Annotated in this window: 21 protein-coding genes; 7 read left to right on the top strand and 14 right to left on the bottom strand. The window is 72.8% G+C overall.

Going from position 1 to position 19,677, the window contains the following annotated elements:
* The first annotated feature begins 36 nt into the window (after positions 1-36).
* From AC3ET3_RS27770 to AC3ET3_RS27760, 3 genes are read left to right on the top strand one after another with little or no spacing between them, the layout of a single operon-like run.
* Positions 37-1,200, top strand: coding sequence for a phytanoyl-CoA dioxygenase family protein (locus AC3ET3_RS27770; RefSeq protein WP_432133433.1), 1,164 nt, complete (start codon positions 37-39; stop codon positions 1,198-1,200).
* A gap of 22 nt (positions 1,201-1,222) precedes the next feature.
* Complete coding sequence (locus AC3ET3_RS27765; RefSeq protein ID WP_432156758.1) at positions 1,223-1,999, top strand: SDR family oxidoreductase; 777 nt, start codon at positions 1,223-1,225, stop codon at positions 1,997-1,999.
* Positions 2,000-2,030: 31 nt separating this feature from the next.
* A complete protein-coding gene (locus AC3ET3_RS27760) occupies positions 2,031-3,038 on the top strand; it encodes a Gfo/Idh/MocA family protein (protein ID WP_435613073.1) in 1,008 nt (335 codons plus the stop codon).
* A gap of 149 nt (positions 3,039-3,187) precedes the next feature.
* On the opposite strand, the gene AC3ET3_RS27755 is transcribed toward AC3ET3_RS27760, so the two are convergent.
* The 5 genes from AC3ET3_RS27755 to AC3ET3_RS27735 are packed head-to-tail and all read right to left on the bottom strand — an operon-like array spanning position 3,188 to position 7,702.
* Positions 3,188-3,769, bottom strand: coding sequence for a GNAT family N-acetyltransferase (locus AC3ET3_RS27755; protein ID WP_435613072.1), 582 nt, complete (start codon positions 3,767-3,769; stop codon positions 3,188-3,190).
* 22 nt (positions 3,770-3,791) lie between these two features.
* On the bottom strand, positions 3,792-4,694 hold the full coding sequence (locus AC3ET3_RS27750) for a sugar phosphate isomerase/epimerase family protein (RefSeq protein WP_432133435.1): 903 nt from the start codon (positions 4,692-4,694) through the stop codon (positions 3,792-3,794).
* 1 nt (position 4,695) lies between these two features.
* Positions 4,696-5,601 (bottom strand): ATP-binding cassette domain-containing protein, encoded by a 906-nt coding sequence (locus AC3ET3_RS27745; protein WP_432133436.1) that lies wholly within the window; start codon positions 5,599-5,601, stop codon positions 4,696-4,698.
* A 5-nt stretch (positions 5,602-5,606) separates the two neighbouring features.
* Complete coding sequence (locus AC3ET3_RS27740; protein WP_432133437.1) at positions 5,607-6,683, bottom strand: ABC transporter permease; 1,077 nt, start codon at positions 6,681-6,683, stop codon at positions 5,607-5,609.
* On the bottom strand, positions 6,683-7,702 hold the full coding sequence (locus AC3ET3_RS27735; protein WP_432133438.1) for a sugar ABC transporter substrate-binding protein: 1,020 nt from the start codon (positions 7,700-7,702) through the stop codon (positions 6,683-6,685). The genes AC3ET3_RS27740 and AC3ET3_RS27735 overlap by 1 nt, the downstream gene beginning before the upstream one ends.
* A gap of 284 nt (positions 7,703-7,986) precedes the next feature.
* Here AC3ET3_RS27735 and AC3ET3_RS27730 point away from each other — a divergent pair, with 284 nt between their 5' ends.
* Together AC3ET3_RS27730 and AC3ET3_RS27725 are read left to right on the top strand one after the other, a co-directional pair.
* Positions 7,987-8,745, top strand: coding sequence for a GntR family transcriptional regulator (locus tag AC3ET3_RS27730; RefSeq protein ID WP_435613071.1), 759 nt, complete (start codon positions 7,987-7,989; stop codon positions 8,743-8,745).
* A gap of 103 nt (positions 8,746-8,848) precedes the next feature.
* On the top strand, positions 8,849-9,367 hold the full coding sequence (locus AC3ET3_RS27725) for a cupin domain-containing protein (RefSeq protein WP_432133440.1): 519 nt from the start codon (positions 8,849-8,851) through the stop codon (positions 9,365-9,367).
* Between the two features lie 46 nt (positions 9,368-9,413).
* Here AC3ET3_RS27725 and AC3ET3_RS27720 read toward each other — a convergent pair whose 3' ends face one another.
* The 3 genes from AC3ET3_RS27720 to AC3ET3_RS27710 all read right to left on the bottom strand — a co-directional run bounded on the left by AC3ET3_RS27720 (position 9,414) and on the right by AC3ET3_RS27710 (position 12,057).
* Positions 9,414-10,175: an SDR family NAD(P)-dependent oxidoreductase gene (locus AC3ET3_RS27720; protein ID WP_432133724.1), complete on the bottom strand. Its 762-nt coding sequence runs from the start codon at positions 10,173-10,175 to the stop codon at positions 9,414-9,416.
* Between the two features lie 2 nt (positions 10,176-10,177).
* On the bottom strand, positions 10,178-11,356 hold the full coding sequence (locus AC3ET3_RS27715) for an acyl-CoA dehydrogenase family protein (RefSeq protein WP_432133441.1): 1,179 nt from the start codon (positions 11,354-11,356) through the stop codon (positions 10,178-10,180).
* Between the two features lie 128 nt (positions 11,357-11,484).
* A complete protein-coding gene (locus tag AC3ET3_RS27710; protein ID WP_432133442.1) occupies positions 11,485-12,057 on the bottom strand; it encodes a TetR/AcrR family transcriptional regulator in 573 nt (190 codons plus the stop codon).
* 218 nt (positions 12,058-12,275) lie between these two features.
* On the opposite strand from AC3ET3_RS27710, the gene AC3ET3_RS27705 reads away from it, so the two are divergent.
* Complete coding sequence (locus AC3ET3_RS27705) at positions 12,276-13,022, top strand: DUF4232 domain-containing protein (protein WP_435613070.1); 747 nt, start codon at positions 12,276-12,278, stop codon at positions 13,020-13,022.
* Between the two features lie 18 nt (positions 13,023-13,040).
* Here the strand turns inward: AC3ET3_RS27705 and AC3ET3_RS27700 are convergent, their stop codons facing one another.
* From AC3ET3_RS27700 to AC3ET3_RS27675, 6 genes are all read right to left on the bottom strand, one after another.
* Entirely contained in the window at positions 13,041-13,700 is a 660-nt protein-coding gene (locus tag AC3ET3_RS27700; protein ID WP_435613069.1) for an SDR family NAD(P)-dependent oxidoreductase, read from the bottom strand.
* On the bottom strand, positions 13,691-13,942 hold the full coding sequence (locus AC3ET3_RS27695) for a hypothetical protein (protein WP_435613068.1): 252 nt from the start codon (positions 13,940-13,942) through the stop codon (positions 13,691-13,693). The genes AC3ET3_RS27700 and AC3ET3_RS27695 overlap by 10 nt, the downstream gene beginning before the upstream one ends.
* A 2-nt stretch (positions 13,943-13,944) precedes the next feature.
* The gene (locus tag AC3ET3_RS27690; protein WP_432133446.1) at positions 13,945-14,511 is read right to left on the bottom strand and encodes a DUF4383 domain-containing protein; all 567 of its coding nucleotides are present in this window, start codon (positions 14,509-14,511) and stop codon (positions 13,945-13,947) included.
* A 137-nt stretch (positions 14,512-14,648) separates the two neighbouring features.
* Positions 14,649-15,893, bottom strand: coding sequence for an NAD(P)/FAD-dependent oxidoreductase (locus tag AC3ET3_RS27685; RefSeq protein ID WP_432133447.1), 1,245 nt, complete (start codon positions 15,891-15,893; stop codon positions 14,649-14,651).
* A 26-nt stretch (positions 15,894-15,919) separates the two neighbouring features.
* Positions 15,920-18,058: an MMPL family transporter gene (locus AC3ET3_RS27680; RefSeq protein ID WP_435613067.1), complete on the bottom strand. Its 2,139-nt coding sequence runs from the start codon at positions 18,056-18,058 to the stop codon at positions 15,920-15,922.
* Between the two features lie 214 nt (positions 18,059-18,272).
* Entirely contained in the window at positions 18,273-18,767 is a 495-nt protein-coding gene (locus AC3ET3_RS27675) for a MarR family winged helix-turn-helix transcriptional regulator (RefSeq protein ID WP_435613066.1), read from the bottom strand.
* A gap of 230 nt (positions 18,768-18,997) precedes the next feature.
* Between AC3ET3_RS27675 and AC3ET3_RS27670 the strand changes: the two genes are divergently transcribed.
* Complete coding sequence (locus AC3ET3_RS27670; RefSeq protein WP_432133450.1) at positions 18,998-19,624, top strand: pyridoxamine 5'-phosphate oxidase family protein; 627 nt, start codon at positions 18,998-19,000, stop codon at positions 19,622-19,624.
* The last annotated feature ends 53 nt before the right edge of the window (positions 19,625-19,677 follow it).

Genomic DNA, 19,677 nt, shown 5'->3' with positions numbered 1-19,677 from the left:
AGCCCCACCGCACCTCGTGACCCCGAAGGGACGCCGATGTCCTTCACGTTCGCCGCGTCCGCCGGTCGGCCGGCCGAGCAGGACTGCCGCCTGGACGACCTGCGCGCCCTGGTCGAGCGGTCCACCGGCCTCGCCGGCTATCCGCACGCGTCGTCGGTGGCGGAGGGGGTGCTGGTGTACGACGCCGAGCGGCTGCGGGCGGCGCCCGGGCACGCGGTGCGCACCGAGCTGGTGCGGGCGCTGGCGGACGGGCCCGGCGTGGTGGTGCTGCGGGGCGCGTTCCCCGAGCCGACGGTGGTGGACCGGATGACGGCGGTCTTCGAGGCGCTGATCGCCGAACAGCGCGCCTCGGGCACGGCGGCCGGCGACCACTTCGCCCGGCCCGGCGCCAACGACCGGGTGTGGAACGCACTGGAGAAGGCCGCGCTGTACGACCCGGAGGCGTTCGCCGACTACTACGCCAACGACATGGTGGCGCTGGTGTCGACGGCCTGGCTGGGCCCCGGCTACCAGATCACCTCGCAGGTCAACGTGGTGAATCCGGGCGGTGCCGCCCAGACCGCGCACCGCGACTACCACCTGGGCTTCCTGTCCCGGGCGACGGCGGCGGCCTACCCGGCGCACGTGCACCGCCTCTCCCCCGTGCTGACCCTGCAGGGCGCCGTGGCGCACGGCGACATGCCGCTGGAGTCCGGGCCGACCCTGTACCTGCCGTACTCGCAGCGCTACGAGCCGGGCTATCTGGCCTGGCGGCTGCCCGAGTTCCAGGAGTACTTCGGCACGCGCCGGGTGCAGCTGCCGCTGGCGAAGGGCGACGCGGTGTTCTTCAACCCGGCGGTGTTCCACGCGGCCGGCGCCAACCGAACGGCCGACGTACGGCGCACGGCGAACCTGTTGCAGGTGTCGTCGGCGTTCGGGCGGGCGATGGAGACGGTGGACCGCGAGGCGGTGGTGAACGCCGTCTATCCGGTGCTGCTGCGGCGCGCCGCGCAGGGCGCGGAGCCGTCCTGGGCGGAGCGGGTCATCGCCGCGAGCGCCGACGGCTATCCCTTCCCCACCAACCTGGACAGCGACCCGCCGGTGGACGGCCTGGCACCGCCCACGCAGGCGGACACCCTGCGGCGGGCGCTGCGCGAGCGGTGGACACCGGACACCCTGCGCGAGGAGCTGCGGGCGGGCGCGGAACGACGGGAGAGCTGACGTGAGAGACGAGGGCACGCCCATGGGACTCCTCGACGGCAAGGTCGTCCTGGTCAACGGCGGCAGCCAGGGGGTGGGCGCGGCGGTCGTGCGGGCCGCGGTCCGGGAGGGCGCGCGCGTGGCGTTCTCCGGGCGGCGCCGGGAGCCCGGCGAGGAGCTGGTGGCGGAGCTGGCGGCGGCCGGCGCCCGGGCGATGTTCGTGGCGGCCGACCTGGCCGACGCCGAGCGGGCCCGCGCGGTCGTCGCGGAGGTGGTCGACGCCTTCGGCCGGGTCGACTGCCTGGTCAACTCGGCGGGGCTGACCACGCGCGGCACCCTGCTGGACACCACGCCGGAACTGTTCGACCGGCACATCGCGATCAACCTCAGGGCGCCGTTCTTCGCGATGCAGGCGGCGGTCGCCGACATGCTGGCGCGCGAGGCGCCGGGGACGATCGTCAACATCATCACGTCGTCGGAGCACGGCGGGCAGCCCTTCCTCGCCCCGTACGTCGCCGCCAAGGCGGGCCTGGCCGGGCTGACCCGCAACGCCGCGCACGCCCACCGCTGGGACCGCGTCCGGATCAACGGCCTGAACATCGGCTGGACGGCGACCGAGGGCGAGGACGCCACCCAGCGGGCCTTCCACGGCGCCGGCGACGACTGGCGCGAGCAGGCGGCCGCGCGGCTGCCGATGGGCCGGCTCGGCCGACCGGACGAGATCGCCGACTTCGTCGTCCTGCTGCTGTCCGACCGGTCCGGCGTGGTCACCGGTTCGGTGATCGACTGGGACCAGAACGTCCTCGGCGCCCTCGACTGACCGCACCCCTTCCCCTGAGGAGCAACACCCCATGCGCATCGGAATCCTCGGCCTCGGCCGCATCGGCGCCTTCCACGCCGAGACCCTCTCCCGGCTCCCGGCCGTCGAGTCGCTGGTCGTCACCGACCCCTTCGCGGACGCCGCCAAGGCCGCGGCCGAGCGGTTCGGCGCCGAGGTCGCCGACTCGCCGGAGGCCCTGCTCGCCGCCGGCGTGGACGGCATCGTCGTCGCGGCGGCGACCGATGCCCATCCGGCGCTGATCCTCGCCGGGGTCGAGGCGGGCGTCCCCGTCTTCTGTGAGAAGCCGGTGGCGAGGACCATGCGCGAGGGCGTCGAGGTGGCGCGGGCCGTCCAGGGTCGGGGGGTGCCGATCCAGATCGGCTACAACCGCCGCTTCGACGCCGGTTTCGTCGCCGCCCGCGAGGCCGTGCGCGCCGGTGAGCTGGGCAGGCTGCACACCGTGCGGTCCACGACGCTGGACCCGGCGCCGCCGCCCGCCGCGTACGTCGCCGCCTCCGGGGGCATCTTCCGGGACTGCTCCGTCCACGACTTCGACATCATCCGGTGGGTGACGGGGCGTGAGGTGACCGAGGTGTACGCGGTGGGCGGCAACCGGGGCGCCGACTACATCGCGGCGGCGGGCGACGCCGACACCACGGGCGCGGTGCTGACCCTCGACGACGGCACGATCGCGGTCGTCTCCAACAGCCGCCACAACGGCCGGGGTTACGACGTCCGTCTGGAGCTGCACGGCTTCGACGACTCCCTCGCGGTCGGCCTCGACGACAAGCTGCCGCTGCGCTCGGCCGAGCCCGGCGTCACCTTCCCCGCGGGCACCCCGCACGACTTCTTCATGGACCGCTTCACCGAGGCGTACCGGGCCGAGCTGACCGTCTTCACCGAGGTGGTCGCCGGCGACCGCCCCTCCCCCTGCACCGTCGAGGACGCCCTGGAGGCCGGCTGGATCGCGGAGGCCTGCACGCTGTCCCTGCGCGAACACCGGCCGGTGACGATCACGGAGGTACGGGCGCGGGACTGACAGGTCCGCGCCGCGGCCGTCCTGCCCGCCCGGCGGTCCCGAAACGGGGCGGCGGCCCGAAGGCCCGCGCGTGAGCGCGGGCCTTCGGGCGTGTACCGGGGCTTTCACCGGGGCGGACCACGGCGGCGCGAGGGCGGCCGTGGGGCTGTTCACCCACGGGCCGTCGCTCTCCTCACGTGCAGGTGGCCGTCCGACGGGAAGTCGGGGGGTACGGCGGGCAGCGACCTCTCGTAGGGGTAGCCGCTCTTGTGGGCGACCCGGCAGGACGCCGTGTTGTCGGCCTGGTGGAGGAGTTCCAGGCGGGTCAGCCAGGGGTGGGCGGTGAACGCCCAGTCGGTCAGGGCGCGCAGGGCTCTGGGGGCGACGCCCCGGCCGCGGGCGTGGGCGGCGGTCCAGTAGCCGACCTCGGCGCTCTCGGACCGCGGGGTCAGGCCCTTGAGGACGGCCTGTCCGGCCAAGACGTCCTCCCCGCCGTCCGACGGGGTCTCCAGGACGGCGAACGCGAGCCGCTCTCCCCGCTGCCATGCCTGTGCTTCCCGCCGCAGCCACCGGTGCGCGTCGGCCTCGTCGGCCACGCGGTGGCTGGTCCAGCGGCGCAGCGCCGGGTCCCGGCACGCGGCGAGCAGGGCGGGGGCGTCGTCGTCCCGCCAGGGGCGCAGCAGCAGCGCGGGGGCCGACGCGGTGGCGTCGGCCCCCAGGCGGGTGTCCGGTCGTACGGCGGCCTCGTCCATGCACCGAGCCTAAGGCTGGTGTTCAGGCGCCGCAGGACCTCAGGAAGCGGCGGGTGCGGGTCGCGATCGGCAGGGGCCGGTCCGGCTCGCACGGGTACATGTCCTGCTCGACGATCGCGAACAGCTCCACGCCCAGCTTCTGCGCCGCCGCGAGAACGGGCTCCAACTCCGGTATTCCGGAGGGTGGTTCGCACATCACTCCCTGGGCGACGGCCGGCCCGAAGGGGGTGCCCTTCGCCCGTACGTCGGCGAGGACGCCGGGATCGACCTGCTTGAGGTGCAGGTAGCCGATGCGCTCGCCGTACGTCTCGATCAGGCGGACGCTGTCGCCGCCGCAGTAGGCGTAGTGACCGGTGTCCAGGCAGAGGTTGACGAGTTCGCCGTCGGTGGAGTCGAGGAACCGTTCGACGTGGGCCTCGGTGTCGATGTGGGTGTCGGCGTGCGGGTGGACGACGATGTCCAGGCCGTACGTCTCGCGCACCTCGTGTCCGAGGCGTTCCATGCCCTTGGTGAGGTGGGCCCACTGCTGTGCGGTCAGCTCGGGCGGTTCCAGGATCTCGGCGGTCTTGTCGTCGCGCCAGAAGGACGGGATGACGACGAGGTGCCGGGCTCCCACGGCCCGGGTGAGCGCGGCGACCCGGCTGACGTGCGCCCAGGTGGACTCCCAGACGGAGGGTCCGCGGTGCAGGCCGGTGAAGACGGTGCCCGCGGACACCCGCAGGCCGCGCCGGCCGATCTCGTCGGTGAGGCGGGCGGGGTCGGTCGGCAGATAGCCGTACGGGCCGAGTTCGATCCAGGAGTAGCCGGCCTCGGCGACCTCGTCCAGGAACCGCTCCCAGGGCACCTGCCGCGGGTCGTCGGGGAACCAGACGCCCCAGGAGTCGGGGGCCGAGCCGACGCGGATGCGGTCGAGGGGGTCGGGCATGTCAGCGCGTCCCTTCGGGGGCGTCGGCGGCGGGCGCGGCGAGGCCGTTCGCCTCGGGCAGTTCCTCCAGGTGGGTGCCGTGGACCTGGGCCAGTTCGTGCTTGAGGGCGGCGAGTTCGGCGCCGCCGGCCATGTGGTTGGTGAGCTCTTCCAGGGTGACCTCGCTGCGGTCGGCGGAGAGTTCGAGGGTGCCCAGGCGGAGCACGCTGAAGTGGTCGCCGACCATGTAGGCGTGGTGGGGGTTGTGGGTGATGAAGATGACGCCGAGGCCGCGGTCGCGGGCGGCGGCGATGTACTTCAGGACCACGCCGGACTGCTTGACGCCGAGGGCGGCGGTGGGCTCGTCGAGGATGAGGACGCGGGCGCCGAAGTAGACGGCGCGGGCGATGGCCACGCACTGGCGCTGGCCCCCGGAGAGTGTGCCGATGGGCTGTTCGAGGTCGTCGAGGACGATGCCCATCTCGCGCAGTTCGTGGTCGGCGGTGCGCTTCATCCTGTCGATGTCCAGGCGCCGGACCGGCCAGGGGCCGCGGGTCATCTCGGAGCCGAGGAAGAAGTTGCGCCACACCGGCATCAGCGGGACGGTGGCGAGGTCCTGGTAGACGGTGGCGATGCCCCGGTCCAGGGCCTCGCGCGGGGTGCTGAAGCGCACCGGGGCGCCGTCGACGAGGAACTCGCCCTCGGTGTGCTGGTGCAGCCCCGAGACGATCTTGATGAGGGTGGACTTGCCCGCGCCGTTGTCGCCGAGGACGCAGGTCACCTTGCCCGCGTGGACCGTGAGGTCGACGCCGTGCAGGGCGCGGACGTTGCCGTAGGACTTGCCCGCGGCGCGCAGTTCGACGAGGGGGCCGTCCGTGGGGACGGGGCCGGTCAGGACGGCGCCGTGGGTTCCGGGTCGCTGGGTCATGCGGGTCACCTCCTGGTCGCCGTGCGCTGGACCCACAGGTTGATGAGGACGGCGCCGAGCAGCATGACGCCGAGGAACGCCTTGAACCAGTCGGGGTTCCAGCCGGCGTAGACGATGCCCTGGTTCACCATGCCGAACATGAAGGCGCCGAAGACCGGGCCGATCGCGCTGCCGTAGCCGCCGGTGAGCAGACAGCCGCCGATGACGGCCGCGGCGATGTAGATCAGCTCCTGCCCGACACCCTCTCCGGACTGCACGGTGTTGAACGAGAACAGGTTGTGCATGCCCATGAACCAGGCGCCGAAGGCGACGGTCATGAACAGGGTGATCTTGGTGAAGTTCACCGGGACGCCGACGGCCCGGGCGGACTCCTTGTTGCCGCCGACGGCGAAGATCCAGTTGCCGAACCTGGTGCGCAGCAGCACCCAGGTGGCGAGGGCGGCGAAGACCAGCCACCACACCACGGTGATCTTCACCTCGATCCCGCCCACGTCGAAGGAGGAGGCGAAGACCGCCTTGGCCTGGTCGAAGCCGTCCATGTCGCTGATGTCGTCGGTGGCGACGTTGCCGGTGACCAGCTTGGTCACCGCGAGGTTGACGCCCTGGAGGATCAGGAAGGTACCGAGGGTGACCAGGAAGCTGGGCAGCCCGGTCCGGACCACCATCCAGCCGTTGAACCAGCCGATCGCCAGGGACAGCGCCAGGGCGAGGAGCACACCCGTCCACACGTTGACGCTCAGCTGGAAGCTGAGCATGCTCGCGGTCAGCGCCGAGGTGATCACGGCGACGCCGGACGACAGGTCGAACTCGCCGCCGATCATCAGCAGCGCCACGGGCAGCGCCATGATCCCGATGGTCGACGACTGGTAGAGCACGGTGGCCATCGAGCCGCCCTGGCGGACGGTGGGCGCGGCGATCAGGAAGAACACCAGGACCGCGACGGCGCCGAGGAACACGCCGACCTCGGGCCGGGCCAGCAGACGCAGGGCAAGCGGGCGTTCGGCCGTCCGGCCGTCCTTCTGGGGCGGGCCGGAGGCCGGCGGTGCGGGCACCGCCGGCGCAGCCTTCTGGGTCATGCTCATCACCGGGTGCCCTTCGCGGCGAACTCCGCCACCGCGTCGACGTTGTCCTTGTCCACGATCGCCGGGCCGGTCAGCACCGGCTGCTCGCCGCCGCCCATGTAGTTGCCGTTGGACTTGTAGAGCCACAGCGAGTCGACGGCCAGGTAGCCCTGGAGGTAGGGCTGCTGGTCGACGGCGAACTCGATGGAGCCGTCCTTGATGGCGCCGGTCAGCTCCTTGTTCAGGTCGAAGGTGGCGACCTTCGCCTTGCCGCCCGACTCGGCGACCGACTTGGTGGCGGCCAGCGCGATGGGGGCGCCGAGCGTGATCACGTGGTCGATGGCGGGGTCCTGCTTCAGCTTCGCGGTGATCGTCGACTGCACCGAGGGCCGGTCGGCGCCGTTGACGTAGAGGTTCTCGACCGAGCCGGAGAAGGACTTCTTCACGCCGTCGCAGCGCTGGGTCAGGCCGATGTTGCCCTGTTCCTGGATGACGCAGACGGCCTTCTTGGCGCCGAGTTCGTTGAGCCGGTTGCCGAGGCCCTGGCCGGCCACGGTCTCGTCCTGGCCGAAGAACTCCAGCAGGCCGAGCTTCTTCCACTCGCTGACACCGGAGTTGAGGCCGACGACCGGGATGCCGGCGGCGTCGGCCTTGGCGATGACGTCCTTCAGCGCGTCCGGCTTGGCGAGGGTGACGGCGATCCCGTCGACCTTCTGGTCGATGGCGTTCTGCACCAGCGTGGCCTGCTTGCCGGCGTTCGGGTCGGCGGAGTAGACCAGCTCGATGTTGTCCTTCGCGGCGGCGGCCTCGGCGCCCTTGCGGACGATGTCCCAGAAGGTGTCGCCGGGCGACTGGTGGGTCACCAGCGCCACGGTCATCCGGGGCGTGGAGGCCTTGCCCGCGGCCGCGCCGCTCTCCCCCTCCTCGGCCTTCTTGCCGCCGGAGCTGCTGGAGCAGCCTGCCACGGTCAGTGCCACCGCCGCGGCCATGGCCACGACCGGGGCGAATCTGCGGGAGCGGGAGGAAGTAGAGCGGTCCATCTGCCTGCACCTCACTGTGCTGCGGGGGAGACGACGAGATATCCGGAAAAAGATCGTTCCTGATCGTCAGCGACGGTCAGGTCCCGGAAGCGCCTGGTGCGCCGTTGGGACGCGATCCAATCCCCCGGGAGCGCCCACTGTCAATACTTTGTAAGGACATCATTTCAGGAACAGGTCCGAATGTAAGTACAAAGCATTGACACGGGTGTCCGCGCGCCCTACACCTGAGGGGACGATCTCTACCCCGTGCACCCGCGCGTCACCCACCGACCCAGGAGATGCCGATGGCGAGGACCTCCGCACTCGACGCGCTGCACTTCGCCCTGGACCGCACCAGCCCGGTCCCGCTCTACTACCAGCTCGCCCAGCAGTTGGAGGCGGCGATCGAGCACGGGGCGCTGGCCCCGGGCAACCTGCTCGGCAACGAGATGGACCTGTCGACCCGGCTCGGCCTGTCCCGCCCCACCGTCCGCCAGGCCATCCAGTCACTGGTGGACAAGGGGCTGCTGGTGCGCCGGCGCGGCGTCGGCACCCAGGTCGTGCACAGCCAGGTCAGGAGACCGCTGGAACTGAGCAGCCTCTACGACGATCTGGAGGCGGCCGGGCAGGGCCCGACCACGCAGACCCTGCGCAACGAACGGATCCCGGCGGCCGCCGATGTCGCGGCCGCGCTGGGCGTCCCGCAGCACAGCGAGATCGTCGTACTGGAACGGCTGCGCCGCACCCACGGCCAGCCGGTGGCGTGCCTGTGCAACTACCTGCCGCCGGACCTGCTCGACCTCGACACGACCCGGCTGGAGTCCACCGGCCTCTACCGCATGATGCGGGCGGCGGGCATCACCCTGCACAGCGCCCGGCAGACCATCGGCGCCCGCTCGGCCACGGCCGGGGAGGCCGAGCGGCTGGACGAGGAGGCGGGGGCGGCCCTGCTGACCATGCAGCGCACCGCGTACGACGACACCGGCCGCCCGGTGGAGTACGGGACCCACATCTACCGCGCCTCCCGCTACGCGTTCGACTTCCGGCTGCTGGTCCGGACCTGAGGAGGGGGCTCCGGGCGGATCGCGTCCGGTGCCGAATTGACCCATGATTTCAGTGCCGGAATGACACAGGCGCCGGGTCACTGCGGACCATAGGGTCGTGATCATGACTGAGAAGACACCTGCCGAGCCCACCACCCCGTCCTTCCAGGCGTTGCTGACCCGCGGCGCGGACGCCGAGACCTGCGCCGATCCGAGCAGTGTGATGACCCTGCTGGGCGAGTCGGACGGCACCCCCGGCGGCTTCACGAGCTACCGGTCCCGCTTCGCCGAGGGCGCGGTGGGCGCGCCCGCCCACTTCCACACCAGGGCGACGGAGCTGTTCTTCGTCCTCGACGGCTCCCTGCGGGTGCTGGTCGGCGACGAGGTGACCGTCCTGGACGAGGGGGACTTCCTGGCGGTGCCGCCCCGCACGCCGCACGCCTTCGCCGCGGCGCCCGGCCGCGAGGCGGACGTCCTGTTCGTGTTCACCCCGGGCATGGGCCGCTTCGACTACCTGCGCCTGCTCGGCCGGGTGATGCGCGGTGAGGCCGACCCGAAGGAGATCGCCGAGTCCGCGGACAGGTTCGACAACCACTACGTGGACAGCCCGCTGTGGCGGGCGACCCTGGAGGGCTCCGTGTGACCGGCTTGGCAGGAACCCTCGGACGGACGGGCCGCCCGGCGAACGGCTACCTGGGCGCCATCCGCAGCGCCCCGTCCATCCGGACGGTCTCCCCGTTCAGATAGTCGTGGTCGACGATGGCCAGCGCCAGCTTCGCGTACTCCTCCGGCTGCGCGAACCGGTGCGGGAACGGCACCCCCGCCGCCAGCGACGTCCGGAACTCCTCCGACACCGTGGCCATCATCGGCGTGTCCACGATCCCGGGCGCGATCGTGCACACCCGAATCCCGTACTGCGCGAGATCACGGGCGGCCGGCAGCGTCAGCCCGACCACACCGCCCTTGGACGAGGCGTACGCCGCCTGCCCGATCTGCCCGTCGTACGCGGCGATGGACGCCGTGTTGACGATGACGCCGCGCTGACCGTGCTCGTCGACGGCCTCGGTCCCGGCGATGGCCTCGGAGGCGAGCGCGAGCACGTTGAACGTGCCGACCAGGTTGATTTGGATCACCTTGGCGTACAGGGCGAGGTCGTGCACGCCCCTCTTGCCGAGGATCCGCGTCGACGGGCCGATGCCGGCGCAGTTGACGACCGTGCGCAGCGGCACGCCGGACCCGGCGGCGGTGGCGACGGCCGCCCGCACCTGCTCGGGGTCGGTGACATCGGCGGGCACGTAGCTCACGCCGGGCACCTCGGGCGCCTTGTCGACCGCGTCCTTCAGGTCCAGTGCGAAGACCCTGGCGCCCCGCTCGGCGAGTGCCTTCGCGGTGGCCGCGCCCAGGCCGGACGCACCGCCGGTGACGAGGGCGGCGGTGTTGTCGAGCTGCATCATCACTCCTTGCCGAGGACGGTGAGCACACCGCCCTCGTTCCGGTCCAGCGCCCGGGAGATGACCAGGCGCTGGATCTGGTTGGTCCCTTCGAAGATCTGCATGACCTTGGCCTCGCGCATGTAGCGCTCGACGGGGAAGTCACGGGTGTAGCCGTACCCGCCGAGCACCTGCACCGCGTCCGTGGTCACCTTCATGGCATTGTCCGTGGCCACGAGTTTGGCGACCGACGCCTCCCGGGTGAAGGGCAGCCCCTGGTCCTTCAGCCGGGCGGCGGCCAGCGCGGTGGCCCGCGCCGACTCGATGGCGGCGCCCATGTCGGCGAGGACGAAGGCCAGCCCCTGGTGCTCGATGATCGGCTTGCCGAAGGTCTCGCGCTCACGGGCGTAGCGCACGGCGTGGTCGAGGGCGCCCTGGGCGAGCCCGGCGGCGACGGCGGAGATACCGAGCCGGCCGCAGTCCAGCGAGGCGAGGGCGATCTTGAGCCCCTGGCCCTCCTCGCCGATCCGGCGCTCCAGGGGCACGCGGACGCCGTCCAGCCGCATGGTGGCGGTGGCGGACCCGGTGAGCCCCATCTTCCGCTCGGGCGGGTCGGCGCTCAGGCCGGGCGCGTCGGCGGGGACCAGGAAGCAGGAGATGCCGTGGGTGCGGTCCTCGGAGGTGCGGGCCATCACCGTGTAGAAGTCGGCGTAGCCACCGTGCGTGGTCCAGGCCTTGGCGCCGTCGAGGACGTAGTGGTCGCCGTCGCGCACCGCGCGGGTGCGCATGGCGGCCGGGTCGGAACCGGCGTGCGGCTCGGACAGGCAGTAGGCGCCGAGGAGTTCGCCCCCGAGCATGTCGGGCAGCCACTTCGCCCGCTGTTCCTCGGTGCCGAAGGCGGCCAGCGGGAAGCAGGCCAGGGCGTGCACCGAGACGCCCACGGCGACGCTGGACCAGACGGCGGCGATCTCCTCCAGGACCTGGAGGTAGACCTCGTACGGCTGGCCGGCCCCGCCGTGCTCCTCCGCGAACGGCAGACCGAGCAGTCCGCTGCGGCCGAGCGTGCGGAAGACATCGCGCGGGAACACCCCGTCCGCCTCCGCGTCGGCGACCCGTGGTGCGAGTTCCTTGGCGGCGAGGGTGCGCGTCAGCTGGATGAGCTGTACGGCTTCCTCGGTCGGCAGGGCGCGAGTGGCAGGCATGGTGACCTCCACGGAAAGTGATACTGGATTGAGTACGAACGTATCATTCCCAGTACGGCAGCCGAGCGCAACGCGTGCCGGTGCACAGTCCGGTAACGGTCGGAGCGCGGCCTCCGCCGAGCCGGGCCTCAGGAGGCCACGGCGTGCACGATCAGCGACGCGAGCTGCTCGTACGCCTCCGCGTCGGAGAGCCCGGTGCGCGCCTGGAGTTCGCCCTGCTGGATCTGGCGCATGGTCGCGGCGGCCACCTCGCCCACGAACGCGGCGTGCACGTCCCGGAAGGCCCCGTCGGCGACGCCCTCGGCGATCAGCTGCCGCACCCGCTCGGCCGCCATCCGGGTGTTCGCCTCGTAGACCTCGCGGGCGGGCGGGAAGTCGGCCACGTCGTCGAGGAAGCGGCGGGAGAGCGGGCGGAGCTGCTCGGCCACGGCGGTCAGGTAGGCGCGCACACGGTCGGAGGGCACGGCGGTCTGCGCGACCCGCTTCTCCACCGCCTCCGTGGCCCCCCGGAAGTAGTGCTTGACGACCTCCACCACCAGCCCCTGCTTGCTGCGGGCGAGCTGGTAGAGCGTGGTCTTGGAGCAGCGCAGCCGTTCGGCGAGGTCGTCGAGGGTGAGGTCCGAGAACCCCTCCGCCGTGAGCAGCGCGACGAGTCGTTCCAGCAGGTCGGCCTGGCGGGCGGTACGGCGGGTGCGCGGCATGATCCCAGCGTAACGGCGCCGCTCCGGCCGCCGGCCGGGCAGGGGCTTGAAGCGCGCTTCAAGTCAAGCCCCCTTGCGGCGGAACCGACCGTTCCCTGTACCCGGTCGGTAACAGAGCTGTGGGACAGGTGTGCGAGGGCGGTCCCCGGCGCAGGTTCTGCTCGCACGCGGCAGTCGAGAGCCGCTGTGCCCGACCCGACCGACCACGGGGGAACACCATGAACACCGGAAGGACCACCGGAAAGACCACCGGAAAGACGGCGAAGATCGGCTGGAACAGCTGGAACACCGGGAACACCGCTGTCCGCGAGAACGGGGCACGTCCCACTGGCTGGAGGCCCGGCGTGCTGGGAGCCGCGGTGGTCGCGGCGCTCCTGGCGTCCACGGCGTGCGCGTCGGGCGCGTCCGGCGCGACCCAGGCGTCGGTCGGCGCCGAGTCCCCGGCACGGCCGGTAGCGACGAGCCCCACCCGGCCGGACGCGACGCCGTCGGGGCGGCCGGGCGGCGGCACCGCCGCCGTCCCCGCCTGCACCCAGGAGTCCCTCGGAGTCTCCGCCGTCCGGGAACCCGCGGACGCCGAGGACGCCCGGCACCTCCTCATCACCGTGCAGAACAGCGGTGACGAGAAGTGCGCGCTCTACCGCTACCCGCACGTCCGGCTCGGGGCCGACGCCCGGACGACGGTGCCGGTGATCGAGGAGAGCGACCCGGATCCGGGTGTGCCCGTCGTCATCGCTCCGGGCCGGGAGGCCTACGCCGCTCTGCTCGTGAGCGGCGGCGCCAGGGACGAGTACGAGGCGAGGAGCATCACCCTCACCCTCCAGGGGCGCGCCGACGGCTCCCATGCGGGGGCGCCGATCGACGTCCCCATGCCGGTCGACACCCTCTACGCGGACGACGGCCAGCTCGTCACGTACTGGACCACCGCTTCCGGCTTCGCCCTGGACTTCATCATGTCGAAGTGACCACCGTGCGGCGAGTCGTCAGTCCCGGGGCGCCGTGAGGGCGTCGAGGATCACGTCCACGGCCTCGTCGACCGTGCGTCCCGGGGGCAGGGCGGGCGGGGCCCCGCCCACGGCGCGTTCCGCGAACCCGGACGCCACGTGGGGCAACCGGACGTCCAGGACGGCGACGCCGGCGCGCCGCCGTTCCCGCCGCAGCGACGCCAGCCAGGCCGCCAGCGCGGCCTTCGCCGCGGCGTAGTCGGCCATGCCGACGGGCGCGGCGTCCACGACGGCTCCGGTCACCGCGGCGAGGGCGCCGCCTGGCGGCACTTCGCTGAGGGCGGCGCGCAGGACGGCCATCGGGGCGAGCGCGTTGACGGTGAGCAGGTGCTCCGCGACGACGTCGCCGACCTTCTCGGCCGGGCCGAACCCGGCGACTCCGACGCAGACCGTCACCGCGTCCAGACCGCCGAGTTCGGCGACGGCCCAGGGGACCGCGCGGGCACAGCCGTCCAGGTCGTAGGCGTCGAAGCGGCGGGCCGGGGCGTCGCCGCAGGCGGCCGACACCCGCGCCAGCCGGGCCGGGTCGCGGCCCGCCACGGCGACCCGCGCCCCCTCGTGGTGCAGCCGCTCGGCCAGGGCACCGCCGATGGCACCGGTGGCACCGGGCACCAGGACGCGGGCGCCGGTCAGCTCCATGGTCCGTCTCCTGTCCCGTCGACGGTGACGCGATGTGTCGCGGTGAGTCGATGCGGCGTGGTGAAGCGGCGCGGCGCCGTGAAGGGACCCGGCGCCGTGAAGGGACCCTGCTGGGTGAAGCGGCCCTGCTGTGTGAGGCGGCCTTGCTTGGTGAGGCGGCCTTGCTTGGTGAGGCGGCCCCGCTTGGCGAGGCGGCCCCGCTTGGCGAGGCGGCCCCGCTTGGTGAGGCGGCGCGGGAGCACCGTCAGTCCTCTGCGGATGTCATCGCGGGGGCGGACGCACCGCCCCGTGCGGCGCCCAGGGCGCTCTGGCGGGCCCGGCGCCGCGCCGCCACCGACTCGTGGGCGGCCTCGCGCGGGTGCCGGCGCCGCCAGTAGGGGTTGTCGTGCGGCAGCCTGCCCGACACCCGGCCGTACATGCCGAAGCAGGCGATGATCAGGCCCATCACGAAGCTGAACATCACGTTCGTCATGCCGAAGTCCAGGACGTTGGCGGAGCGGTCCAGGACGAAGACGTGGAAGAAGCCGCTCAGCAGGAACAGTGAGCCGACGGTCATGTTGAGGGTGGAAGCGAAGTTGCCTCCCACCACGGCGCCCGCGATCAGCGCGAGTCCCACGAGGACCGAGATCAGGCTGAGCAGTCCGTTGGTCGGCATTCCCGCGATCCGGGTCCCGTCGGTGTCGAAGGGGCTGAGCCGGTCCGCGAACCCCAGGCAGCCGAACACCAGCAGGATCACCCCGCACAGGCCGGCGCCGTACCGGTACACCCGGGCCAGCCGGTGGTCCACGGGAAGTTCGTCGCGAAGCCGCATGGCGTCTCCTCTGTCGTGCCGCCGAGCGCCCTCCCACGACGGAACCGGTGTCCCGTCCGCTCTTGCCGGCTCTTCCCCGGGACCGCGGTGAACGGTTGCAGCTCCGTTCGGGTGAGTGCCGGCCGGCCTCGGGAACGTCACCCCGCGCGCAGGTCGTGCAGCACCTCGCGCGCGGCGCGCGCCCCCGAGGCCAGCGCGCCCTGTACGGAGCCGGTGGCGCGGTGGTCGCCGCACACGTACCGGCCCGCGGCGACCCGCGTGGTCCGTGACAGGGGCTGCGGGGGTGGCATGGCGGGCAGCGCCTGGTCCACGGTGCGGACGGTGAGCAGGTCCCAGCCGTCCGTGCCGGTGCCGTACGCCTCCCCCACCGCCGTCCGGACCTCCCGCTCCCTGCCCTCCGCGTCGCGGCCCAGCACCGAGGTGGCGACGAGGGTGTGGCCGGGCGGGGCGTGACCGGGCACCACCTCGCTGAGGACGCAGGTGTTGAGGAAGCGGAGCCGGGTGTCCACCAGCAGCGTCGGCTCGTCGAGCGGGGACCGGGGCGCCACGTGGTAGTACGTCGTCACGGTCCGGTAGGCGGGCACGGCGACCCCGGGCATCAGGGCCGTGACGGGGCCGGGGCCGGTGGCGACCACCACCGCGCGCGCGGGCAGTTCCCGGCCCCCGGCCGTCAGGGCGCCGTCGTCGGTGAGCCGTTCCACGGGTGTCTCCCGCAGGACGGTTCCCCGGGGCAGGGCGTCCGCCAGGGCCCGGGGTACGGCTTCGATGCCGTCGGCGGGCAGGCACAGGGTGCCGCGCAGCATGCTCCGCCACACGAGGTGGAAGAAGCGTCCGGAGGTCTCCAGCCGGTCCTCCAGGAAGACGCCGGACAGGAACGGGCGGAAGAACGTCTCGACGAACGCGTCGGAGACGCCGGCCTCCGCCAGCGCGGTGCGGGTGGTGGTGTCGGCGAGCCGTTTGAGCAGGCGGGGCGGAGCCAGCATGTCCCGGGCGCAGAGCACGCCGAGGGCGGCCAGGTCGCGGGGTCCGGCGAGCCGCCCGGGCAGCAGGTCGGGCAGCGTGCGCGGGCGGCGGGTGGGGTCGGTGAAGCGCAGCCGGCCGCGCGGGCTGTGGATGAGGACGCCGGGGGTGAAGGGCCTCAGACGCAGGACGCGCAGCGGCAGCCGGCGCCGGACCTGCGGGTAGGAGGTGTTGAACACCTGGAACCCGCGGTCCACGACGAAGCCCTCGACCCGGTCGGAGCGCATCCGTCCACCCACCTGGTCACTCGCCTCCACGACCCGCACGTCGACGCCGGCCGTCAGCAGGTCCCGGGCACAGGCCAGACCGGCCACACCGGCCCCGACCACCAGCACATCCGTCGTGTCGCGCACCGCAGGCACGTGACCACCTCTCCCGTTCGTCGGCCTCAGGTCCTCTCCGCGTGTTCGGCGGGTACCGCGTCCCCGGATGCGACACCCTTCCCGGCGGGTTCCTCCTTGCTGAGCGAGCCGGGCCACCAGGCGGTGCGGTCCAGGTCGCGCACGAGCGCGGGCACCAGCAGCGAGCGCACCACGAGTGTGTCGAGCAGGACCCCGAAGGCCACGATGAAGGCGATCTGCACCAGGAACGCGAGCGGGATGACGCCCAGCGCCGCGAAGGTGGCGGCGAGGACGACGCCGGCCGAGGTGATGACGCCGCCGGTCGCCACCAGTCCGCGGCGTACGCCCTCCCTCGTGCCGTGGCGCAGCGATTCCTCGCGGACCCGGGACATGAGGAAGATGTTGTAGTCCACGCCCAGGGCCACCAGGAAGACGAACCCGTACAGGGGGACCGAGGAGTCGGTACCGCTGAAGCCGAAGACGTGGTCGAAGACCAGCGCGGACACCCCCAGGGTGGCCAGGAAGTTGAGCGCGACGGTGGCGACCAGGAGCAGCGGCAGCAGCAGCGCGCGCAGCAGGCCGACGAGGATCACCAGGATGATCGCGAGCACCACGGGCACGATGAGGGTCCGGTCGCGTTCCGCGGTGCGCTGGGTGTCGTACTGCTGGGCGGTGTAGCCGCCGACCAGGGCGTCCGCCTCGGGCAGTGCGTGCAGGGCCGTCCGCAGCCGGGCGACGGTGGCCTTGGCGGCGTCCGTGTCGGCGCCGTCGGCCAGGGTGGCGTCGATCATGACCCGTCCGTCGACGACCCGGGGCTCACCGGCGCCGGGGCGCCCGGACACCGTGACGACGTCGGCGGAGTCGACTCCCTTCACGCCCGCCGCGGCGGACCGCACCTCGGCGGCCGACCCGGCGTCGGCGATCACGACGGCCGGGTTCCCGGCGCCGCCGGGGAAGTGCTCGGCGAGGGTGGCCTGGGCGGCGACGGAGGGGGCGTCGTTCACGAAGATCTCGTCGAGCGGAACGCCCTTCGACTCCAGGGTGGGCCAGAACGCGGCACAGGCCAGCAGCGCGGCGAGGGTGCCCGCCCACACCCTGCGGGGGGCGCGGTCGACCAGCGCGGCGACCCGGCGCCAGACCGAGTGCTCCTCGGCGCGAGCGGTGTGGGGTTTCGCGGGCCAGTAGGCGGCACGGCCGAGCAGGACGAGCACGGCGGGCAGAAACGTCAGGGCGCTCAGCACGGCGCAGGCGATGCCGATCGCGCCCACCGGCCCGAGGGCCCGGTTGTTGGTCAGGTCGCTGAGCAGCAGGGCCAGCAGTCCGAGGGCCACCGTGGCGGCACTGGCCGTGACCGGTCCGACGGACTGGCGCAGCGCGGCGCGCATGGCGGGGACGCGCTCGCCGTCGCGGGCAGCGAGTTCCTCGCGGTAGCGGGCGGTGAGCAGCAGGGCGTAGTCGGTGGCGGCGCCGATGACCAGGATCGACAGGATGCCCTGCACCTGGCCGTCGACGCGGACGACGTCGTGGTCGGCGAGCACGTAGACCACCGCGCAGGCGAGGCCGAGGGAGAACACCGCGCCGATGATGATCAGCAGGGGCAGCAGCACGCTGCGGTAGACCAGCAGCAGGATGACCAGGACGGTGGCGAGGGCGACGCCCAGCAGGAGCCCGTCGATGCCGGCGAAGGCGTCGGACAGGTCGGCCTGAGTGGCGGCGGGGCCGGTGATCCACACGGTGGTTCCCGGCACCGAGGAGGCGGCCTTCTCCACGGCCGCCAGCGCGGTGGGCAGTTCCTCCCCGAGATCGGGACGGAGCTGCACGACCGCGCGGAGCGCCTCCTGGTCGGTGGACGCCAGCGCCGGAGAGGGAGCGCCGAGGACGCCGGGCCGGCCCTCCAGGCCGGCCACCGCCCGGGTGGCCTCCGCCCGGACGTCCGGCGCGAGGCGCCCGCCGTCGGTGGCGGTCCAGACGACCACCGCGGGCAGCGACTCCTCCTGGCGGAACGCCTTCTGCGCCTCGATGACGCGAGTCGACTCGGCGCTGCGGGGCAGGAAGGCGGCCTGATCGTTGGTCGCCACCTCGCCGAGCCGGCCCGCGAAGGGGCCTAGGGCGCCGCCGACGGCGAGCCAGACGACGACCAGGAGCAGCGGCAGCGACCGGAGGACCCAGCGCGGCATTCGGGACATGACACTCCAAGCGGACACGGATAACTCGATCAGCAATCATCTTGAGCAGTAACAATCTCAATGATTGAGAGAGATTGAAGCATGGCACACTTCCTTCGCCCTCAGACGGTCCGGTGGATGCGGTGTCGGCGGCCCGATTCCCGACGCTCCGGCTCCGACGCCGAAAGCCGGGACCGGGAGTGGGGCTGGGACCGGGGCCGGGGCCGGTCCGCGGTCAGCGGCGCGGCACGCGCAGCCGGCCCAGCTCGGTGTTGAGCGCGGTCAGATAGCGCAGCACCACGGCGAGCTCGCCCTCGTCGAACTGACGGCGGGTCTGCTCCTCGGCCCGTGCGAGCGGCATGAAGTAGGTGCGGGCGGCGGCCCGCGCCCCCTCGACGTAGTGCACGTGGACGATCCGGCGGTCGGCGCTCTCCCGGATGCGCCGGACGTGCCCGGCACGTTCCAGCCGGTCGAGACACGCCGTCACGGCGCCCGACGTCAGCCCGAGGTGCTCACGCAGCTGCCCAGGGGTCGGCGGGTCGGGGCTGTCCAGCACGAAGGACAGTGCCTGGACGTCGGTGGGGTGCAGTCCCTGAGCCTGAGCGAACCCGTGCACGAGCCGGTTGACCTCGCCGATCGTCCGCCGCAGGGCGACGGCGAAACTCTGCGCGTCCCCGGGCGCCCCGGCGGCGGGTCCACCACCGGTCTCGTCCTGTTCTCCCCTGGCCACGCGGCCAGCGTATCCAAGGCGGCCCCGACGACGGCCGCCAGGGGACGGCCGCCCGGGGACCGGGGTCCGACGCGGAGGCGGCCGACGCCCGTGACGGGGGCCGCGCGCTTCCGCCGGGGGGCCGCGGTGCCGTGCAGCCGGCCGGAGCCGGCTTGCCTTTGCGGGCGGAGGCGGGGTCGATAAGGTCGATGATCGAGCACATTTCGGCGGCGACGACCGGAGGGGACCGAATGAGCCGGTATGCACAGTTGGCATTCACCGAGAGCGTCCGGGGTGTTCAGGAGGAGCGCGGCAGCGCCTTGGCCATGGCGCGGCTGCTCGCGCTCGACTCCGCGGAGCCCGACCGGCTGGGCCCCGCCGAAGCGGCCTTCATCTCGGCCCGCGACGGGTTCTACCTCGCCAGCACCGGTGAGGCCGGCTGGCCCTACGTTCAGTTTCGCGGCGGGCCGCCCGGATTCGTGCACGTGCTGGACGCCGGGACACTCGCCTGGGTCGAGGTACGCGGCAACCGGCAGTACATCACGACGGGCAACCTGCGCTCCGACGACCGGGTGTCGCTGTTCTTCATGGACTACGCGCAGCCCACCCGGCTGAAGATCTTCGGCCGCGCCGAGACCCTGGATCCGGCGCGGCACCCGGAACTCCACGAGGCGCTCGCCGACGTCCGCACGGACGGCCCGCTCGAACAGCTCATGGTGATCCGGGTCGAGGGAATCTTCTGGAACTGCCCCAAGCACATCACCCCGCGCTACTCGGAAGCCGAACTCGCCCAGGCGCTGCAACCGGTGCGGGAGCGGCTGCGGATGCTGACGGAGGAGAACCGGGCCCTCAAGGAGCAGCTCGGCACCCGGGACTGACCGGTGCCCCGCCGACGGCAGCGGGGGGGGGGGGGGGGGGGGGGGGGGGGGGG

Source organism: Streptomyces sp. bgisy159, assembly GCF_057707805.1.
This window is presented reverse-complemented; position numbering and strand designations above follow the sequence as displayed.